The sequence below is a fragment of the Idiomarina sp. 28-8 genome, assembly GCF_000320945.2.
Taxonomy (GTDB): Bacteria; Pseudomonadota; Gammaproteobacteria; order Enterobacterales; family Alteromonadaceae; genus Idiomarina; species Idiomarina loihiensis.
The window spans coordinates 1-18,964 of the sequence record NZ_DF266794.1 but is presented as its reverse complement, the minus strand read 5'-3'; the positions used below and the strand labels follow the sequence as shown (position 1 = coordinate 18,964).

22 protein-coding genes and 1 pseudogene are annotated in these 18,964 nt (G+C 44.0%); 20 read left to right on the top strand and 3 right to left on the bottom strand.

Annotation, left to right across the window (positions count from 1 at the left end):
- Positions 1-358 precede the first annotated feature (358 nt).
- From RJ32_RS13655 to RJ32_RS13645, 3 genes are all read left to right on the top strand, one after another.
- Positions 359-1,399: an SIR2 family protein gene (locus RJ32_RS13655; protein ID WP_034822976.1), complete on the top strand. Its 1,041-nt coding sequence runs from the start codon at positions 359-361 to the stop codon at positions 1,397-1,399.
- Complete coding sequence (locus RJ32_RS13650; protein WP_034822975.1) at positions 1,396-3,174, top strand: ATP-binding protein; 1,779 nt, start codon at positions 1,396-1,398, stop codon at positions 3,172-3,174. Before RJ32_RS13655 ends, RJ32_RS13650 begins: the two co-directional genes overlap by 4 nt.
- Before the next feature lie 104 nt (positions 3,175-3,278).
- Entirely contained in the window at positions 3,279-3,968 is a 690-nt protein-coding gene (locus RJ32_RS13645; protein ID WP_034822974.1) for a VIT family protein, read from the top strand.
- A gap of 402 nt (positions 3,969-4,370) precedes the next feature.
- On the opposite strand, the pseudogene RJ32_RS14585 reads toward RJ32_RS13645, so the two are convergent.
- A pseudogene (locus RJ32_RS14585) lies at positions 4,371-4,888 on the bottom strand (IS110 family transposase); the annotation flags it as partial.
- A gap of 183 nt (positions 4,889-5,071) precedes the next feature.
- Between RJ32_RS14585 and RJ32_RS13635 the strand changes: the two are divergent.
- The 12 genes from RJ32_RS13635 (at position 5,072) to RJ32_RS13580 (ending at position 11,196) form a co-directional block, all read left to right on the top strand.
- Complete coding sequence (locus RJ32_RS13635) at positions 5,072-5,632, top strand: hypothetical protein (protein ID WP_051018810.1); 561 nt, start codon at positions 5,072-5,074, stop codon at positions 5,630-5,632.
- Between the two features lie 140 nt (positions 5,633-5,772).
- Positions 5,773-6,561 carry a lipopolysaccharide assembly protein LapB gene (locus tag RJ32_RS13630; protein ID WP_051018808.1) on the top strand — a complete coding sequence of 263 codons (789 nt, stop codon included), beginning with the start codon at positions 5,773-5,775 and terminating at the stop codon, positions 6,559-6,561.
- Positions 6,562-6,704: 143 nt separating this feature from the next.
- Positions 6,705-6,959, top strand: coding sequence for a type II toxin-antitoxin system ParD family antitoxin (locus RJ32_RS13625; protein WP_034822973.1), 255 nt, complete (start codon positions 6,705-6,707; stop codon positions 6,957-6,959).
- Positions 6,959-7,255: a type II toxin-antitoxin system RelE/ParE family toxin gene (locus tag RJ32_RS13620; protein WP_034822972.1), complete on the top strand. Its 297-nt coding sequence runs from the start codon at positions 6,959-6,961 to the stop codon at positions 7,253-7,255. The genes RJ32_RS13625 and RJ32_RS13620 overlap by 1 nt, the downstream gene beginning before the upstream one ends.
- 63 nt (positions 7,256-7,318) lie before the next feature.
- Entirely contained in the window at positions 7,319-7,666 is a 348-nt protein-coding gene (locus RJ32_RS13615) for a DUF3024 domain-containing protein (RefSeq protein WP_034822971.1), read from the top strand.
- A 58-nt stretch (positions 7,667-7,724) separates the two neighbouring features.
- Positions 7,725-7,949 (top strand): DUF6429 family protein, encoded by a 225-nt coding sequence (locus RJ32_RS13610; protein WP_034822969.1) that lies wholly within the window; start codon positions 7,725-7,727, stop codon positions 7,947-7,949.
- Between the two features lie 62 nt (positions 7,950-8,011).
- Entirely contained in the window at positions 8,012-8,302 is a 291-nt protein-coding gene (locus RJ32_RS13605; protein ID WP_133493656.1) for a hypothetical protein, read from the top strand.
- 206 nt (positions 8,303-8,508) lie between these two features.
- Complete coding sequence (locus tag RJ32_RS13600) at positions 8,509-8,853, top strand: hypothetical protein (RefSeq protein WP_034822965.1); 345 nt, start codon at positions 8,509-8,511, stop codon at positions 8,851-8,853.
- A 127-nt stretch (positions 8,854-8,980) separates the two neighbouring features.
- Entirely contained in the window at positions 8,981-9,577 is a 597-nt protein-coding gene (locus RJ32_RS13595) for a DUF5610 domain-containing protein (RefSeq protein WP_034822963.1), read from the top strand.
- Positions 9,578-9,755: 178 nt separating this feature from the next.
- On the top strand, positions 9,756-10,076 hold the full coding sequence (locus RJ32_RS13590; protein WP_034822961.1) for a hypothetical protein: 321 nt from the start codon (positions 9,756-9,758) through the stop codon (positions 10,074-10,076).
- Positions 10,073-10,387: a hypothetical protein gene (locus RJ32_RS13585; RefSeq protein WP_034822959.1), complete on the top strand. Its 315-nt coding sequence runs from the start codon at positions 10,073-10,075 to the stop codon at positions 10,385-10,387. Before RJ32_RS13590 ends, RJ32_RS13585 begins: the two co-directional genes overlap by 4 nt.
- A 41-nt stretch (positions 10,388-10,428) precedes the next feature.
- Entirely contained in the window at positions 10,429-11,196 is a 768-nt protein-coding gene (locus RJ32_RS13580) for a zinc-dependent peptidase (protein WP_034822957.1), read from the top strand.
- 33 nt (positions 11,197-11,229) lie between these two features.
- Here RJ32_RS13580 and RJ32_RS13575 read toward each other — a convergent pair whose 3' ends face one another.
- Positions 11,230-13,590, bottom strand: a complete 2,361-nt coding sequence (locus RJ32_RS13575; protein WP_034822955.1) for a DUF748 domain-containing protein — start codon at positions 13,588-13,590, stop codon at positions 11,230-11,232.
- A 234-nt stretch (positions 13,591-13,824) separates the two neighbouring features.
- On the opposite strand from RJ32_RS13575, the gene blaOXA reads away from it, so the two are divergent.
- The 5 genes from blaOXA to RJ32_RS13550 all read left to right on the top strand — a co-directional run bounded on the left by blaOXA (position 13,825) and on the right by RJ32_RS13550 (position 18,137).
- Positions 13,825-14,610, top strand: coding sequence for a class D beta-lactamase (gene blaOXA, locus RJ32_RS13570; protein ID WP_201029221.1), 786 nt, complete (start codon positions 13,825-13,827; stop codon positions 14,608-14,610).
- Between the two features lie 47 nt (positions 14,611-14,657).
- Complete coding sequence (locus RJ32_RS13565) at positions 14,658-15,032, top strand: hypothetical protein (RefSeq protein WP_034822952.1); 375 nt, start codon at positions 14,658-14,660, stop codon at positions 15,030-15,032.
- A gap of 23 nt (positions 15,033-15,055) precedes the next feature.
- Positions 15,056-16,516 (top strand): hypothetical protein, encoded by a 1,461-nt coding sequence (locus RJ32_RS13560; protein WP_051018806.1) that lies wholly within the window; start codon positions 15,056-15,058, stop codon positions 16,514-16,516.
- Positions 16,517-16,523: 7 nt separating this feature from the next.
- Positions 16,524-17,018 (top strand): signal peptidase I, encoded by a 495-nt coding sequence (gene lepB, locus RJ32_RS13555; protein WP_051018804.1) that lies wholly within the window; start codon positions 16,524-16,526, stop codon positions 17,016-17,018.
- 123 nt (positions 17,019-17,141) lie between these two features.
- Positions 17,142-18,137: an alpha/beta fold hydrolase gene (locus RJ32_RS13550; protein WP_034822950.1), complete on the top strand. Its 996-nt coding sequence runs from the start codon at positions 17,142-17,144 to the stop codon at positions 18,135-18,137.
- Positions 18,138-18,299: 162 nt separating this feature from the next.
- Here the strand turns inward: RJ32_RS13550 and RJ32_RS13545 are convergent, their stop codons facing one another.
- Complete coding sequence (locus tag RJ32_RS13545) at positions 18,300-18,740, bottom strand: hypothetical protein (RefSeq protein WP_034822948.1); 441 nt, start codon at positions 18,738-18,740, stop codon at positions 18,300-18,302.
- Positions 18,741-18,964: the final 224 nt, after the last annotated feature.

Sequence of the window (18,964 nt, the reverse complement as noted above, 5' to 3'; positions counted from 1 at the left end):
TTTGAGTTGCCAGGCTTTTTTTTGTGCGCTTTGTTTCTAATGGGCCACAAGGAGCTCCCTTGTTTTCATCGATAGATATGGCTCGCTTTTGCCTGCTAAATTGCATGTTTTATTGTTGCTTTTAGTTTTTAACCCGTTTAGTGTCAATTACATACGTAAATTGTAAAGACTGATATTGTGCACTTTAAAATAGTTAAATGAGCACGCTTACTTTGTTTTTGCCTTTTACTGCTATTTTTTGGTGAAAATATTTTATTTATTAAATGATTGCGAAAGAAAATGCTGCCATTTAATGAATGACAAATTGCGCATGCACAATATATAAATGTTATACCTATTTTAAAGTTGAGAGGACATATTGGACGTTGACTCAGTAAAAAAGCATCTACAAGAGTTTTTTATACAAAGCCCTTTGGTACTCATTGGCTCGGGATTATCCTTGGGTGAAGGAATATCAGGAATGTGGCACCTTGCTCAGCATTTGAAAGAGGAAATCCCAAAGCTTGTTGAAGGGAAGCTGTTAGAAGAATGGAAGCAAGTAGAAGAACTAATTGATCAAGATGTAGGTTTTGAAGATGCTATGGCATCTTTAGAACAAGGAAGTGAATTGGTTCCCTTTATCGTTTCTGAAACTACCAAACTTATAGGTAAAGATGAAAAATCAATAATCGAAGATGTTGTTCTGCAAGAAAAGCAATTGTCATTTTCTCTTTTGTTAAATCAACTATTACATAATCAAAGTGAACTAATCATTGTTACGCCCAATTATGATCGCTTAATAGAGCTAGCCTGTGAGTCAGTTAGCCTGGATATAATCACTGGATTCAATGGTTGTTACTGTGGAATACATAATCCTGAAAGTGAAAAGGATAAAATTTCAGTCATCGAAAGGAAAAGGAATTTAAGAGGTGGTTCTGAAGTAAGGGTTTCGGTAAAGAAACATGCCAAAATATTTAAACCTCATGGAAGCCTAGATTGGTATGAAGTCAATGGTAGCATTATACGGTCATCTTACGAAATCAATGCCAGAAGATTAATTATTACTCCTGGAACAAGTAAGTTTAGAGAGGGATACCAACACCCTTTTGACTATCACCGGGAATTATCAAATAAGCATATTCAAGAAGCCAAATCGATATTGATTATTGGATACGGGTTTAATGATGAACAACTTGAGGTTCATTTGTTAAATAAGCTTCGCGAAGGTGTTCCTGCTTTAGTTATTACCAAGGTATTAACACCGAATGCTATTAGAATCTGCGGCAGTCTAAATAACGTCACTTTGGTTTCTGTTGGTGGTAATGATAACGAGACCAAAGTTAGAATTGATGGAGTTGAAACTCTGCACAATGAAAATTGGTGGTCACTTAAAGAATTTATAAATGGAGTTTTAAAATGACAACGCAAGATTATGTCGTATCAACAACAGATGAATGTTATATAGGGAGGGTGGCCAGTGTCGATACAAATCGTGCTCTTATATTAGCTGAGTCTCCAGAAGTTATTCAAACGCTTACCGTATCAGATCTAGTTGCTATTCAAGGCGCTACTCCGCAAGAATTTTTGATTGGTATTATTGAGAAAGTGAAGCGCAGTGTCGGTAATCCAATATTAATAGATCCAGAGATTGAAGATAGTGAAGAGGAAGATTTTGATGCTGTTATTGATCATGACGTTGTTCAAGTTGCGCTGATCGGTACATACTGGGAGGTTCTTGGAGATAGGCGTCAAATATTCAAGCGCGGGGCAAAGTACTTCCCAAGAGTAGATAAACGGGTTTATCTAATAAAAGAAGAAAGTCTTGAAAGTTTGATGTCAGTTGTTGCTAGTGACACTCCAGAGGACATTCAATTAGTACTTGGAACTTACGGGAACACTCAATCTAAAGCTGTTGCAAATGGCGACAAGCTTTTTCAGCGGCACGCTGCTCTTCTTGGTAGTACGGGGTCAGGGAAAAGCTGGACGGTAGCATCTCTGCTAGAGCAAGCAGCAAAATTAGAGCATACAAATATTATTCTTTTTGATCTTCATGGTGAATATAAAACTCTAACTGGAGAAGGTGTTGAAGATGGAAAAGAGCCAATAGCAGAATATTACAAAATAGCTGGGCCTGCTGACATTGAAAATAAAAATTCTAGCTCTGTATTTGTTCCACACTGGTTGCTTAACAAAGATGAAATGTTGGCTTTGCTTTTAGATCGATCTGATAATAACGCGCCGAATCAGTCATCTCGATTTACTCACCATGTCAGAGAGTTAAAGCAACAATACTTAGTTGATAATGATCTCAAAGGACTTGCTAATGGGTTAACGATTGATTCACCTATTCCATATCCAATTCGCGATCTTTTAGAACGACTTTCTGCCGATGATAATGGCATGAAATTAGGCGCAAATGGAAAGACTGAGGTGAAGGGTGATTGGAACGGTAAGTTAACAAGATTTATAGGTCGTTTAGAGACTAAAATAGAGGATAAGAGAAATTCGTTTTTGTTTGAATCTCCAGAGGGAGCAAATGAGTACGAATGGTTAGCTACTTATGCTAACCAATTTATGGAAACAAAAACGGACTCACTTGGCATAAAGGTTATAGACTTCTCAGAAGTGCCTTCTGACATATTACCAATAGTAATCGGCGTATTGACTAGATTTTTGTATAACGTACAATTTTGGCGAGCAGAAGAAGACCGAACTCCTATCACCTTTGTGTGCGATGAAGCACATATATATTTACCAACAAAAGATGTTAGCGATGGTGACTCAAAGATCGCTTTAGATACTTTTGAAAAAGTAGCTAAAGAAGGCAGAAAGTATGGTGTGTCGTTACTTGTTGTTAGTCAACGACCTTCAGATGTTAGTCGAACTATTTTGAGTCAATGTAACAACCTTATAGCATTGAGGTTAAGTAACCCACAAGATCAGCAGGTCGTCCACAAAATGATGCCTGATTCATTAAGTTCTCTTACATCTGTCTTACCTATATTAGATACTGGCGAGGCTGTTGTGCTAGGAGATGCGGTATTGTTGCCATCACGTATAAAGTTGAATAAGCCAAATTTAGAGCCCGCTAGTGCAACTAAAGACTTTTGGCGTGACTGGTCGAGCAAGGAATCTAAAAGTGACTCTATTGTTTTTGCAGTTGAATCATTACGCCGGCAATCGAGGCTACGATAGGTATAACAAGCGCATGTTGTCGGACTGGTTTTCCGCTGCGCTCCAAACCAGCCGCAAATGCGGGCGTTATGCTCTTCTGCTCACCTTTTTATTTGGAACTTCGCGTGAGACATTCTGAAAGACACAAAACAGAACGGATCGGCTGGCTTCGTGCTGCGGTTCTTGGTGCAAACGACGGGATTGTATCTACTGCGAGCTTGGTCCTGGGTGTGGCAGCAGCAGGGGCGGACTCCAAGGCTTTGTTGGTCGCAGGCGTTGCTGGTCTCGTTGCAGGCGCTATGTCGATGGCAGCGGGTGAGTACGTGTCAGTCAGCTCTCAAGCCGACACGGAGGGGGCCGACCTTGCGAGAGAGAGAGCCGAACTGGCTGATGCGCCTGAACAAGAGCATGCGGAGCTTGCCGAGATTTATGTCAGGCGCGGGTTAGACCGAGCGCTCGCAGACACCGTAGCAAGTCAACTGATGAAGCAGGATGCGATTGGGGCACATGCACGCGATGAACTTGGAATTTCAGAAGTCTCTACGGCCCGCCCAATTCAGGCTGCATTTGCGTCGGCAGGCACATTCTCGGTAGGTGCGGCCCTTCCCCTATGTGTCGTCCTGTTGTTTCCGGAGTGGTTGCTTATGTGGATAGTCCCCGGCAGTTCGTTGGTGTTCCTTGCCTTACTAGGCTCATTAGCAGCGAAAGTCGGCGGCGCTCCTGTTCTTAGGGCAGCCTCCCGGGTTACGTTTTGGGGTGCCTTGGCAATGGGTTTGACGGCTGGGGTCGGTGCGCTCTTCGGAGTGACCGTATGATTTGCTGGCGGTGCATTCTCTCGCCTAACAAAGCGCTGCTGTCGGACAAATTTTCCGCTGCGCTCCAAGTTTGCCGCAGAGCGCGGCGTTGGTATGACTCCCTTTGTCAACTCTGAACGCGTGCAGCCCTGGCTCTTTTCAACCATAATCAGTTCTTTCTATTCTCAAATAAATTGAGCTAACGCACCAGATGAGGCAGTAATGTCGTCGGTTGCTATGCTGGTATCCGTGGATTATTTATCTTGTGATAAACAGCGCCTACCTTACTCACTCCGCCGTAGCTCCTTCTCATCAGTCTATGCTCGTGGGTCAATAACGAATTAGGTTATTGCCATCATAACGCCGTCGTAGGTTGTGCCACGTCCGCGGCCTGATCCGAATGCGTTAGCTCAAACTCGTTTATCATGCGGGTACCCGACTTAATCGAAGCTTTGGATTAACTGGCGTGAGTACCACTTCTCTGGCAATGGCCCAGAGATAAGCTGCCATCTCCCTTGCTATGGCGGTGATGATAAGATTGTAATGTTTGCCTTTTTTATTCATACGTTGATAGCGCTTGCACAGCCTGAGCTGAGTTTTCCAGGCGATATCTACAATATCTTTGGGTAACCCTTCCTGGCTAAGTTGTAAGTCCTTCGACACGTTGGCGGGGTAGCGATAACTGTGCGCTCCTTCAACCAGTTCGCCGTGCCCTCATAATTAATATTTTTTCTGAGCAGCAGAGCTTTCAGTTGGTATTTCGCGTTCTTTAAGTCTTTCATCGCCGTTTCGCGAACCCGGGATAAATCACGGACGGCTTCGTCTTCAGGCACAGGCACACAAATCGGGGTGAGATCCTCTGAATTTAAAAGCTTCACCAACTTCAGCGCATCACGGCGGTCGGTTTTAAATCGCTCCCCGTTGCTCTTCACAATAGGCGACTTCGTGAAACTCTTTATGAGTATCCAACCCTAGAAAAATCATGCTATGTTTGTTCATGCTAGCCTCCAAATGATTTAGTCTTGAACAAACTAATTATGGCACTGGCTTTTAGCTAACCCAGGAAAATGCGGAGGCTAGCATTTGGCAGGGAGTCATTGTGTCTATACACAAAAGGAGATTCAGTGCATTTTCCACACTGGCAGCATTTTTTATCGTTAGAAAGAGATTTCATCGAAACGATTGAGTTTGTTGAGCTTAACCAATCAAATGATGGCGCTTTCTCGGTAGCATATACAAAGCTATTCCTAGCCATATGCTCGGAGATCGACGTTGTTGCCAAGCTGGTTTGCAAGAAAATAAATGCTTCATCGTCAGCAAGAAATATTGGTGATTATTGCTCGGAAATTATTGAAAAGTATCCATCATTTCATACAGTGGAGTGCATGATTCCTCGCTACGGCATCAATATTCAGCCTTGGGCAAGTTGGTCAGGCTCTAGCAACCCTTCTTGGTGGCAAGATCACAACAAGGTTAAGCATCAGCGCGATACTCATTCGACATTAGCAAATCAAAAAAACGTTAAAGAGTCGCTGTGCGGATTATTTTGTTTGCTCTTGTACTTGTATCAGCCGGAGCTGTACTCGGCAACATTAAATCCGCTTCCTGTACTTTTGGATTATGAGCGCATGCCGGGGCATTTATCGGTAAACCCGGGGGCGGTTCTCCCCGATATACCAAGGTAAATGCGTGTATAACAAAGTTATCAACCCGACCTCCACTGCGTTGCTTCGTTTGCGCTTAAACGCTACGCTAGCGCAAACAAACCAACTCCGTTTAGGCGGGTTATAACGGCGCTAGCAGCGCAAGAATCGAAGAGAATCGTATGATCAAGTTACACAATATTGGCGATGATGAGTGGGTTTTTGAGGACAGCCTAGTTGATTTCTCTGTGCATGAGAGGTTAGATGATGCAATAGACCTGTGGCATTCAGGAAAGCCAGATAAAGCTGAAAGCTTAATCAAAGATATTATAGAGAAAAATCCCTATCACATAGATGCCTACCATCATGCATCAATGATATATGAGGAAAATGGGCTCGATTTTGAAGCTTACCTTTGCTGTAGAGAGGGCGTACGAATAGGTTTGTCTGCGGTTCCTGAAGAATTTTCATGGGCAACGTCAAAAATGGAATGGGGTCACCTTGAGAATCGTCCTTTTTTAAGGGCCTATCATAATCTCGGTCTTTGGTTGGAAAAACGAAATGAAGTCAATGAGGCCATTAAAGTGTATTCAAATATGCTTTCTGCATGCCCAAATGACAACATTGGGGTTAGGTATGTTTTGCCTAAGCTATGGATGGAAACTGGTGATTTTCTTTCTATTGTGCGTCTTAATAAAGAATATCCAGACGACTACTCTCCAGAACTCATGTATACGCATTCGTTAGCGTTAATTATGCTAGGTGAAATTGATCAAGCAAGAACACTACTTAATGATGCCAAGACTGCTTTTCCTCTGGTAGCAAAAGAACTAAAAAGGAAGCGTCACCCAAAGCCAAAATCGAGTTTCTCAGAGGGCATCATTGTCGGAGGCGCTGATCAAGCTTATGAATATTGGAAGCAATATGGCAAGTATTGGAGCAATTCAGAACAAGCCATGAGTCTGTTGTAAACCGTGAATAGGCAGCTAACAAAACCATTCAGCGGACGCGCCAAAGGTGCTCTGCGCTGATGGGTGGCAATAAATGAGGTATTGATTCAGTTTAAGAAAGCGGTATGATATTTTCATACTGCTCTTTTCGAGAGGCACTATCTATGAGCATGCACAGGAAAACAATCACGCTGACTGAGCAGCAGGACGACTGGGTGAAAACTCAGATTGAAAGCGGTCATTTTGGCAATGATAGTGAGTATATCCGCGATCTCATTCGAAGAGACCAGCAAGCCAAGGAACGTCTTGCCGCCCTAAGACAGGCACTTACTGATGGTGAGTTAAGCGGAAAACCTAAACCATTGGATATATCTTCTATCAAAGCGGCTGGGCGTAAACTGATGAAGGCGGCTGATTAGTGCTGAAGCTAAGCGTTACACCGAAGGCAGAATCTGACCTGACCGCGATTTGGCTGTACACCTACGAAGAGTGGGGAGCTGAGCAGGCTGATAAATACTTAGATCATCTTGAGGCAGGCATGAAACAGCTTCTTAGCCATCCGTTGCTTGGCGCTGACTATGCTCATGTACTTGTCGGCTATCGCAGATTGTACGTAGAGCATCATGCGGTTTTCTATCAAGTGTTGAAGTCAGAGGTGCTTATTGTTCGTGTTCTGCACGAAGACATGGATGCGCCCCAAAGGCTTTTGGATTAGCGGGCGTTGGTATGACTTCTTTCGCTAACTCTGAGCGAGTACAGTTCTGAACTGGAGGAATATATGGCTCTAACTGAATTTGAGGTCAAAAAAATAGAGAAAGCCGGAGAAGCATTTCTTGCTAAACACCGGCCACCGCCAAGTATAAGAAGTGATCTAGATATTGGTTGGCGCCTGGAAAAGCAATCTATTTATATTTTTGAAACTCGACCAGTTTGGAATAATCCATCTGAATATCAGAATTTGGATATCGCAAAATCTACCTTTGTTCGCAGTCAGGGTGTTTGGAAAATTTACTGGATGCGGAGTGATTTAAAGTGGCATGCCTACGAGCCTAAAAGCCAGGTAAAAACAATTGACCAAGTTTTTAAAGTTGTAAGTGAAGATGAGTTTTGTTGTTTTTTCGGATAAGCCGTATAGGAAACCGCTAAGTTCTCCATTAAACAAAGCCATCATTGGAGGATGATCTATGGCAATTGACGAAGATAAAATCGATGAGTCCGTTTTGGCTTTGCTATATCTAGCATTGCATGATGACAGTCGGGCTTGGAAGTCTTTTGACTGGGATGCAATGAACCGACTTCACGAAAAAGGACTCATTGGTAACCCGGTCGGTAAGGCAAAGTCTGTTGTGTTCACCGAGGAAGGATTAAAAGAGTCAGAGCGCTTGTTTCGGGAGTTGTTTACCACTTGATTACTAAATGTCCACTAAGTGTCCACCCGTATGTTCAAAGGTTATGAGTTAAGGAGCTATTATTGAATTCAATGGATCTTAAACGGGCGGAAAAACTGTCTTTCAACTTACTCATAGCATCCGTAGCGCTGGCCGTGCTTATTTTTCTAGTAGTAAGTTTGACTGGTGACGGTTGGGCTCAAATTGCTGGTTTTTTTATGGGATTTTGCGTTGGCGGCTTTTTGGCTGTAGTTCCTGCACTATATTCTGGTTATATTCTAATAAAAACGAATGCGAGTTCAGCTAACCTAAAGTCAGTTTTAGCACTCTCAGTTGTGTGGTTTATGACAGTATGCGCTTTATATGTCTTTTAGAAGATAACAAATTATGACAACCCTTATAACCGTAATTGCCGTTTTGCTACTCGCAGCAGTATTAAACTTCCGGAGGTTTTGGTGATTGTCAGGAAAATGGAAGAGAGGGATCTTGAAGCTGTAAGCGGCATCTGCCTTGCCTCGTTTCTTCAATCTGTAGCTGATAGCTTGTCTGATGAAGGCAACAAAAAGAAAAGGAGTATCGAATGGAGTATTTTTACTTACTAAGCTTATTAGGGCCGCTTTCATTAGTTGTTGTTCTTTTTATGCTTCGCTCATCGCGTTTAAATAATCCCGAACATGTTTTGCAAGAAACGGGAGATTCCGTACGGATTCTTCATACTCCTTTGGCCAGGGTCGTGCCGTCTCTGGGGAAACTCATTAACAAACACAAGGTAGCTCGTATTCAGAAAGCTGACAGAATTGTGACTGTTTTCAATCAGAGCTCAAATGCAATTGATATCACGCTGTCGAAAAAACATACCGACGTGGTGTTTAACCGAGCTGGCTCGTTATTTCCAAATGCTGAGAAAGTGGTTATTAATAGCTAGTAATGAGCATACTTGGGCTGGTCAATGCTGCTGTGGAAAAAGATTAAACTTTAACCAGTAGCTGCCGTTAACAAGTTACGGGCTATACTAAAATCAAGCTATAGCCGAACTTTTCAGGAGCAATATTATGTCAATTACTACAGGTAATAGCACCTCCGTAACGGGCTCTGGCAAGCAGAATAGCCCCGCAAAAACTGACGACAACCGCAACAGTATGAAAGAGATGGCAGCGCAGTCTAAGCAGGCAAACAATGCTGGCATTTTGCGCGCTCACGAGCGGGTATCTCTGAACAGTAATAATGATTCGCTCAGCTTATTGTACAAAACGGCGCTGGAAGGCATTAACGCTGAGCTGGAACCGGTAATGGGCAAAAATGCCACGCAGAAAATTTACGATTCCGGCGTTGATACTTCTCCCGAGGCCACGGCAGATCGCATTGTTTCTTTTGCGACCAATTTTTATGGTCGTTACAAGGAGATGAACCCGGGCGAATCGGAAGAAGACACTCTGAATAATTTCATGGAAGCTATTACTGGCGGTATTGAAAAAGGCTTTGATGACGCCAAAAATATTCTTACAGGCTTACAAGCATATGAAGGCGAAGTCGAAAGTGGTGTCGACAAAACCTACGATTTAGTAATGAAAGGCCTGGACAGTTTCCGCGAAAAAATGCTGGAACAGGCGACCAAGTCAGAAGAGTCTGATAGCGGCGCTGAGGACTAACCTCGGCGCTTTGCTCCCCCCGAATAGACGTCTGCTAAGTACTTTTGATGAGTTCAGCACCTAACCCTTGAATTGTTGATATAAAGAGTCATCAAGTTAAGTAAAGGTGCTGGCAATTTTTTAATTTCAACAGGTAAGATAGTTCCCTTCGACTCTATGGAATACAAAGGACAAACTTTTGGCTCCCCCTGATCACAACACAGATATTGTAGGAAAGTTTATTGATGTGTCTTTGTATCGGGAGCTTGCCGAGAAAATACCGGATAGAAACCTGGAAATTATTGAGCTAATTCTTCAGAAAGACAAAGAGCAGATTGCGAATGCATACAAGCCCTACCTTAATGGCATGGAGCTCAGCCCTTTTGCCGTCACCTTAGGCGATAACGTGCTTTTTACAAATTCTGTTGGTACTGTCTACTACGTTGATTTTGACTTTGGTGTTTTCGATATGGGTAGGTCTCTCGATGAGTTTGTCGTTGAATTAAAGAGTGGGCAATGAAACTGAGTATTGGAATAATCATCGCTATTTGCCTGGTGATATTGGGTCTATGGGCTGCCGATATTGCTAGTGATCGCGGCAATAAAGTAAAAATTACGGAAGCTGTCTCGGCATACAGCAACTGGGAATGTGGCTACCCTAATAAGTCGGGTTGCAGCGTTGTATTCGATGTTCCGGCCGGAACTGACCATGACGTTAAACGTATACGATACGGCAAAGACTTTATGGCCATTCAGATTAACCAGGACGGCCTAAGCGGCTGGGTGTTTTCAGGGAAAGGAGTGCAAACTATTGCGAAACCAAGTAGTTAATCAATTTCACTATTGCGTTTCTGTTCAACGCCGAGGACGCCATGTTTAAGCGATTACGCAATTGGTTTGAGAATAGACGCATTAGAAAAATGGGTTTCACGATAAGTGAGTGGGAGTCCGCGGTAGCTGACTGGCCGGTAATGGCTCGTTATCAAGGGGCGGAGCGCGATGCACTGCGAGATATGGCGTTCCGTTTTCTGGTTCGTAAAAACTTTGCATCAGGCGGGGATTTTCAGTTCACCGATGCGATGTGCCTAAAAATAGCGACCATGGCCTGCGTACCTGTTCTGCACCTTGGGTTAGATTGGTACGATCATTTATACACCATTATTCTTTACGAAGGGGACTTTGTTCCTAATCGTCCGTATCGTAGCGACGACGGCGTTGTTCACCCTCAAAGCCCGGGGTTAAGTGGGGAGGCATGGTTGCGTGGTCCGCTTATTTTATCGTGGCAGTCGGTATGTCAAACAGGGCCTCATGCTCGTCATGGAAAGGCTAGTAATGTCGTTATTCATGAGTTTGCCCACAAACTCGATATGTTGCGCGATGGTGCTAACGGTGCGCCGCCGATGCATCCGGATATGAAGCCCGGCGAATGGCACGATATTTTTTCTGCGGCCTGGGAGAGGTTGCAGAGTGATTCTATCCATCATAGGCCGTTACCGCTTGATGGCTATTCGTTAACCAGCCCGGCTGAATTTTTCGCGGTATGTAGCGAAACCTTTTTTGAAGATCCACAGAACATGAAAGAGCACATGCCCGAGGTTTACCGGTTATTATGTCAGTTCTACCGACAGCGTCCTTGCTGACGAATATTGCTGTGCTCCAACCACGTGAGCGGCTTAATCCGTTGTAACAGCTAGTTCCATGGCAATGCGTTCGCTTTCTACTGAATCGACTTCCTGAGGCTCTCTAATACGTACCCGATCAGCAGATATACCGCTCTTAGAATTGTTGACCAAAGCATCACGCACTGCCTCTGCACGTGCATTTGCGATAGCTTTGAGCTCCTCATCTGTAATCGACTGCGCTGCTATAACCTTTTCAGCTAAGTGGTTGCGATAGGCCAGAGCGTCGAATTTCTCTTCATTGGATGCTTCACTTGGTTTTTCAGTGAAGCGGTCCTTCAGGGCTTCGAGTTCTGTGTTCGGGTAATGAGAGGAGAATATTGCCTCCATAGCGGCCTGACTTGACTCGCTTGTCAGGCTTGGCTCCTCTACCTCGCTTCCTTCTTCCGCCAGACGTTGTCGTAAAACTTTCACCGCTTTATCTTCTTTCAGAGTAGGAGCATCGAAAGCCCGGTTGAATGGACCGGCTAGTTCGAGAGCCAGAGCAGGACGTTCATTGAGGGCCTCGCGAAGCTTAGCAATGCGCTCACGCTGGGGAGGGAGCAAATGGGTACGTCCCTCCGGAAACTCAACTTTACCCATTTCTTCTGAGTCCGCGCCCACAAGGTTAGCTAAAAAGCTGAAAGGTGCGGTAACGACAGACTTAATAGCGTCTCCAACGGCCTGTTGGATAACTTTGCCAAAGTCGAACTGCGGGTTGCCAACATCTCCACTTACCGGCAGATTTAGGTCAATGACACCGTCGCTGTCCTGCAGCAATGCAATGGCGAGGTCCAGGGGGAGATCCATTGCGTCGCTGGATTCCATTTTTTCGCCCAGTTTCAGGTCATGTAGCACCAAGTTATTCTGTCCGTCTAGCTTTTCCTCATTAACGGTGTAGTCGAGATCAAGATCCATCGTGCCGTCTGCTATTTTTCGGCCAGCGAAGTTCACGGTATAAGGAGAGTATTCAGGGATCTGAAGGTTACGGAATCTGACATTAACAGTCGTCTGGCGCGTTGGATGCCAGGCGTGAACGGTGCCGGTTACCTGTGCCAGGCCATACTCTGCAACTTCGCCTTCAAGCTTCACCCGTGCCGGCTCAGACGAATCGGAACTCAAAGTAGACACTTCTCCGCTTAGTGTGTGAATACTTGTAGAGAAGGGCAGCGGCAGAGAGTTATCGGAAAACTGAATGTCGCCGTCAGACAGCTCAACACCTTCTATAGTGATACCGAACGGTTTGGTTTCCTCGCTTTTACTCGTATCGTCTTTTGTGTCGGCCGGCGCATCAACGACAAGTTGTCCGAAGTTAGTGGTTTTGTCCTGGTTAATGACCACCCGACCGGACAAGCCTTTAACGACAATGGGCGCTGTTTCAATCTCGTTGTTTGCTATGTTCAAATCAAACTGTTCGGTTTTAAGGCTATCCCATCCAAGGAGAGTCTCGTCGTTAGAGGCTTCTTTGATGTTCAGTGTATTAATGCTGGCAGAGCCTTTAAAAGCAAAAGGTTGTTGTGCATTGGTACTCATTTTCCCATTCAGGGTCAGTGTTCCGTTTTCAAGCTGCACGTTCATAAATTGCTGCAGGTAAGGGGCTGCCTGCTTAAACGCCAACTCGTTAATTTCGGCATTTCCTTCCAGAGCTGGGCTCGGCAATAATTGAAAAGTTCCGTTGAAGGCGAGTTTACCGCCCTTTGTAAGCTGACCATTCAGGCGCAGCGGGAAGCTCGCGTCATTTTGTAGGGTGAAATCTTTTACGGAAAGGCCTATGTTCTGCAGAGCCAGTGACACCTGTTTGGGTTCGGCATCGTCAGCAGCTGTTACGTCTTTTAGATTGTCAGCAAAACGCAGAACACCGTTCTCCAACTTAAAGTCTCTGATGCGTAAGGCAGGCATTTCCGCAGGCTCTTCTTTCCCTGATTCTTTTTTCTCCGATTCCGGGCCAGAGCTATCGGCGGCAAGACGTGAGAAGCGCGTTTCACCTGAAGCAAAGCGTTCTTCCTGAATTATTAGCTTGTCTATTTGAATTGCTTCGAAAGTCCAGGTTTGGTCAATAATGCTCGACCATTCCAGGTTGACGAACAAATTGCCCCAGCCAAGTAACTGCCGGTCATCTTTGTCATTTAGCGCAACGCCATTCATTCTAAGCGTTAGTGTATACGGGTTGGTTTGCACCGACTCTATGCGCAACTCACGGCCAAAATCTTCTTTAGCCGTATTCACCGCAACGTACTGGATTACCCAGGGTAGGGCAAAAAAGCCCAGCAAGGTGTAGAGAATAATCAGTACCAACAGCCAGAACCGAACGCGACGCGGGGAGGCCCATTTTTCTCGCAGATAGTTGCCGAATTGACCAAGTGAGCTGCCGTGCATAATAGAGCCTCCGTTAAAGCGAGTAATAATGCACAGTGTAGCCGCCCGAGCGGCCAGCGTCACTTTCGTGTAACGTAAATTTTATTGCGGTACTCTTGCTGGCTATGGTGTAGTAAATAGTTGTGGAACCTAAGGACTGTCGAAGCACCATTTCCACAGATGCCAGTAAAGTAAGCCATAGAATCAAAACGTAGCGCCAGACCTTTTGGAGACAACATGAAATTTAGCTTAATCATGCTTTTTATATTGAGCTTTGCCGTTCCCGTGTGTGCGGAGACTCAGGAGCGCTCTGATTGGGGAAGCGTATTCGAAAAATATGAAGTTCAGGGCACTATTGTCGTAGTCGATGGGCGTGAAAATGATCAGACGACATTTGTGTTCGATAAAGAAAGAGCTGCAAAACGGTTTTCACCTGCGTCAACATTTAAGATCCCACACACGCTTTTTGCCCTTGATGCAGGCGTCGTTCAGGACGAGTTTGAGGTGTTTAAGTGGGATGGAGTGGAACGCAGTTTTGCCGGACACAATAGTGACCAGAACCTGCGCTCGGCTATACGCAACTCAACCGTTTGGGTTTATCAGCAGTTTGCGGAAGGTATTGGAGCGGAAAAAGCGAAAGACTACTTAAAGCGCATTGATTATGGAAATGCAGCTCCGTCTGACGATATCCGTAATTATTGGCTGGATGGGAAGTTGGCTATTTCTGCCAACGAACAGATTGATTTTTTGCAAAGGCTCTACCTTAACGAACAGCCTTTTGCGGTAGAACATCAACGGTTGATAAAAGATCTGATGATTGTTGAAGCTGAGCGGAAGTGGATTTTGCGAGCAAAAACCGGCTGGGAAGGCAGCTTTGGTTGGTGGGTTGGTTGGGTTGAGTGGCCAGAGGGCCCAGTGTTTTTTGCATTGAACATCGACACACCGAACCGCATGGCTGATCTTGGCAAACGTGAAAAAATTACACGTGAGATTTTGACTTCTATTAATGCCTTACCGGGCCGTACAGCTGAAAAGAAATAGTCAACGTCGTTGAACTGGCGTGACAGAAAAAGTATAAGAAATGAAATATGAATATTGAAATTGAAAATTACTATGAGTTGTTGGCCTTACATAAGACGCTAATGGCCGTTAAGTTCGACGAATACTCTTCTCTCAAAGACGCGCAAGGTAGCCCTTTGACGGCTAGCCTGGCTTTTAAGGTGTTCGATTTGCTTGTTTCATCCAGTTTCAACGAAGGCCAGAAAAAACGAGCTCAAGACTGGCTCGAGTGGCAACGCGCCGACACGAACCGACTGGAAACAAAGTTACTTCTTAAGCATATAGCTGACTCAGCTTGGTGGAGCGAGGCCGCCCCCCAGGAACGACAAGAGTACGTACGGGACTTTATGGCTCCGCTGATATTGGGCGATGACGCATTTAATGAAATTCTCAAATATGAATAACAACCCTTTGAGGCTGGCACTTAATGGCATTCGAAAACTTTCTTGAGGCAGTTGAAGGCCCTGATCGAGACTTAAACTTTGCGATTAAGTCCGGTAGCAAAAAAACATTAGGCATTATTGGTAAGCTCTCGCAGAACGTGAATGCTTATGATGATGAAGCAAAGCATATACTCGTACGCCAGTTGTTCTCATTGGCTGCCAATATTGACCTTCGTGACAAGACAAGTGGTCAGCTTATTGCGGCTATTGGAACCTACTTTTTAAAAGCGGCTAAATCGGCAGAGAGTGCGAAATTTATATTTAACGAGTGGTCTAGGCGACTACTTTATCTGGACTATAACAAGAAAGAAGAGTGTCAGGCGGCGTACCAATGGTTGCTGTTACTAAACCAAAGCGACGGAAGCGCACCGAGCCCGCGTGAGCTGGTAAAAGTATTTGATGAGTCGCAACCTATTCTCAGCGAAATCTACGAGAAAATATCAGCGGTTTCTAATGCCGAAGGTTTGCTGGTTGATAAATCAGGCCTTCAGCCGGGTTACAAGCTCGTCGAAACCTTTTTAACGACTTGTTTTTATCATTCAGACAACTGCCCCTCCAATTATGAGTTATGGGTGCTTAGCTGTGTCGAAAGAGACATTAACTTCGGTAATGGCTTGATTCTGTCTGTATTGCAACGCTCCGATGAGCACCCTCAGGTTGTGGCACGGCTCATTGATTTATATATAACCTCTATGGTTGATGAAAACGATGGTGGCATGGCCTGGCGGCTTTTCTTTGACTTATTAGATCCTGAGGAATACCCGGCTCAGCAGCTAAATCAAATAATCGTTTATCTGGAGCCTAAAGTCAGACAGTGGACTGATGAGCAAAACGAGCATGCAATTAATTGTCTATTTGCTCTGGAGCAGGACGAAAATAACTCGGTTAAAACCTTACTCACTCGCTCAAAAGGGGCCGGGAAGCTGGCGAAATTACTGGCCTCCAATGGAAGCGGTAGTGCAGCTAAGCAATTATCGGGTCTGCTGACGCAGCAGGGAGTGAGCTCGTCATACAAGCTTCCTACCGGCGGTGAAGCTCAGTTCGAAGATTTGAATTTTAAATTAATGGTTATTGATGAGCTTATGTACGTAAATAAGTTGTTGTCTCCTGAATTTAATTTAAGAGACTTCGCTAAAGCCTATGACGCCAGAGAAATTTCAGTTTCCGGTTATGAAAGCATACCTGAGGCTCTGGATTACATGAGAGGGCTGGCTATTCCGCAAGAGCTACTGTCCCGTATTACTCATTTAAGTTACGACGCTTCAAGAGAAATTTACGGTCAGCTAGTACCATTCTGGGATGGTGAAGATGACCGTTTTGGGGTGTCCTCATTAAGCGACTTAGATAAGTTGGAAAATATTCAGAAAATAGAAGGTTTCAACGAACGGCTGGTTGAGTCATTTTCACCAGTTATTGAAAGCAAAAATATAACAGTTATTAAGTAGCTTAAAGATGAGAAAAAATGTTTTTTTAATAATTACGATATTGTTCAGTGTATCTGCTTTTAGCCGTGAATTCGTTCAAAATGGCTCCTCAATGGAACCGACAATAAAAGCCGGGCAGACAGTTGAAATAGGGGTTCTCTCGTCTTTCGGCTATGAACCTAGCCGCTGGGATGTGGTTGCCGTGAAAAATCCTCAGCAATTTAATCTTTTGGTTTTCAGAATCGTAGGTCTTCCTAATGAAACGATTCAGCTCGAAGAAGATGGTGTCTATATAAATGATGAGAAAGTAAAGCTACCAGAAAAGCTGATTGAGTCTGGAGTGCAGTACTTGCCAGCTAGTGCTGTTATAAAACGTAAAAAATATTCTAATAGCTTATATACAACAGGCGAAGAAGAATATTTCCTTCTTGGTGATAACACGGTTAATGCCAACGATAGCCGCTTTGAACTTGGTATTATCCATCGCAGCTTGATACTCAATAAAGTTGAGGGTGATCTCTGATACTGACCTATTCGGCTAGCCCGGTGTGTACTCTTGAGTTTTGCAGATGTAGCCGAAAGGAACTATCGTGTCTAAATGCTTACCGAAACAGTAACGATTAAAAGTTAAACTAAGGACTTGCACATGCGCACCTGGATTTATACCGTGTTTACCGCTTTTCTATTTGGGCTGACAGCGCCGGCTTCTGCTGACGACCATGCTCCGAAATACGACGCTCGCTTGAGCGGTTATTCTTACCCTTTTGAAGTTCATACCTTTGAATTTGACAGCCAACGACAGAAACTGGAAATGGCTTATATGCACTTACCGGCGAAAGGCGATCAGCCAACGGTTTTGTTGCTGCATGGAAAAAATTTCGCAGCCGACTACTGGGAGAAAACCGCTAACTATCTTCACGAAAAAGGCTACGGGGTACTTATGCCGGACCAAATCGGTTTTGGTAAGTCCTCCAAACCTGAGCATTATCAGTTTTCCTTCGAAGCTCTGGCTAATAACACTAAAGGGCTAGTGGAGTCGCTTGGAATCGATAAGCTTGTTGTGATGGGTCATTCTATGGGCGGCATGCTGGCTACCCGCTATGCCCTGAACCATGCCGACAATGTCGAGAAACTGGTGTTGGTTAACCCTGTTGGCCTGGAAGACTATTTGCGTTATGTGCAATACAAAGATCCGGCTTTCTTTTATAAGAACGAGCAGGGCAAAACCATTGATAAAGTCCGGGCCTACCAGAAGAAGAATTACTATGACGGTAAATGGTCAGAGGATTACGAAGCGTTAATCAAAATTCACGAAGGCTGGATAAACGGCGATGACTGGGATCTGGTAGCCTGGAATAACGCGTTGACTTACGACATGATTTTTACCGGTAATGTATCTAACGAGTTTGACCAATTAACGGTACCAACGCATCTAATTCTGGGAACCCGGGACACCACCGGCCCTGGCCGTGGCTGGAAAAAAGAAGGCGTTGATTATCAGCTTGGCCGCTACGACCAACTAGGTGAAATTGTGGTAGAGCAAATTCCCGATGGTCACTTGTATGAGCTGGAAGGCCTTGGTCATATGCCGCAGTTTGAAGCGTTTGACCGTTATCGTGAGCAGTTGGATAAGATTTTTTAATTTAGATCCGTCTGCTTTGGCCTAAAGGGGGTAAATTGAGGCGAAATATTTGTGTAGTTGTTTCCTTTTGTCGTTAATTAAAGTTTCAATCTTTATTCGGTGAGTTTGGTCATCCTTAAGAAATAGGGACGCTAATAACGTCCCTGATTTTTCAGTAATGTTTCAATTTTTTATTAATATTTCAATGATATTGAAGTCATTCTGATCAAGTGAATTAATTTCTTCTTCAGAGTCGATGCAGGCTTGGCATGATCCTACCGACTGATCGAATTTTAGAAAAACTAGGTTCTTGCTTTTGTCGTTCCAATATTCTTCTCTAACTAGAATAGATTTTAAAATTTCGAAGTTACTGTTTTCTAAATTATGATCTTCTTTTGGGAATTGAAAGTTAGATCTGATTGCATTAGTAGCTTCATTTCCCGATTTGAAAAGTTTGGGCTTTCCTTCTTTGCTCCACAAGTAAACTGCTGGTACTTTATTTACTATTCCTGAAGATAAAAATTCGTTAACATCCATTTCGTATACTTGATCGATAGTTTTTGCATTCACGAAAAATGAAATCGTCATTAAAATCAGCGTAAAAGATATTTTTAGTTGTTTCATAGCTTCTCCTAAAATGAGAGGAGGAGCTTTTCCTCCTCTCATATAGTAGACATAAACTTAAGCGACACTTTGGAACGGACAGATTATTACAATCTCAATCGAACAGTTACCTTGTGTATCACATTTTAATCTTGTTTCTGTTGAGCAGCCAGCTGATGCATTAAAACTGGAAAAACCAGCAAGCATGATCGCTACAACAGATACCTTTTTTACAATGGACATAT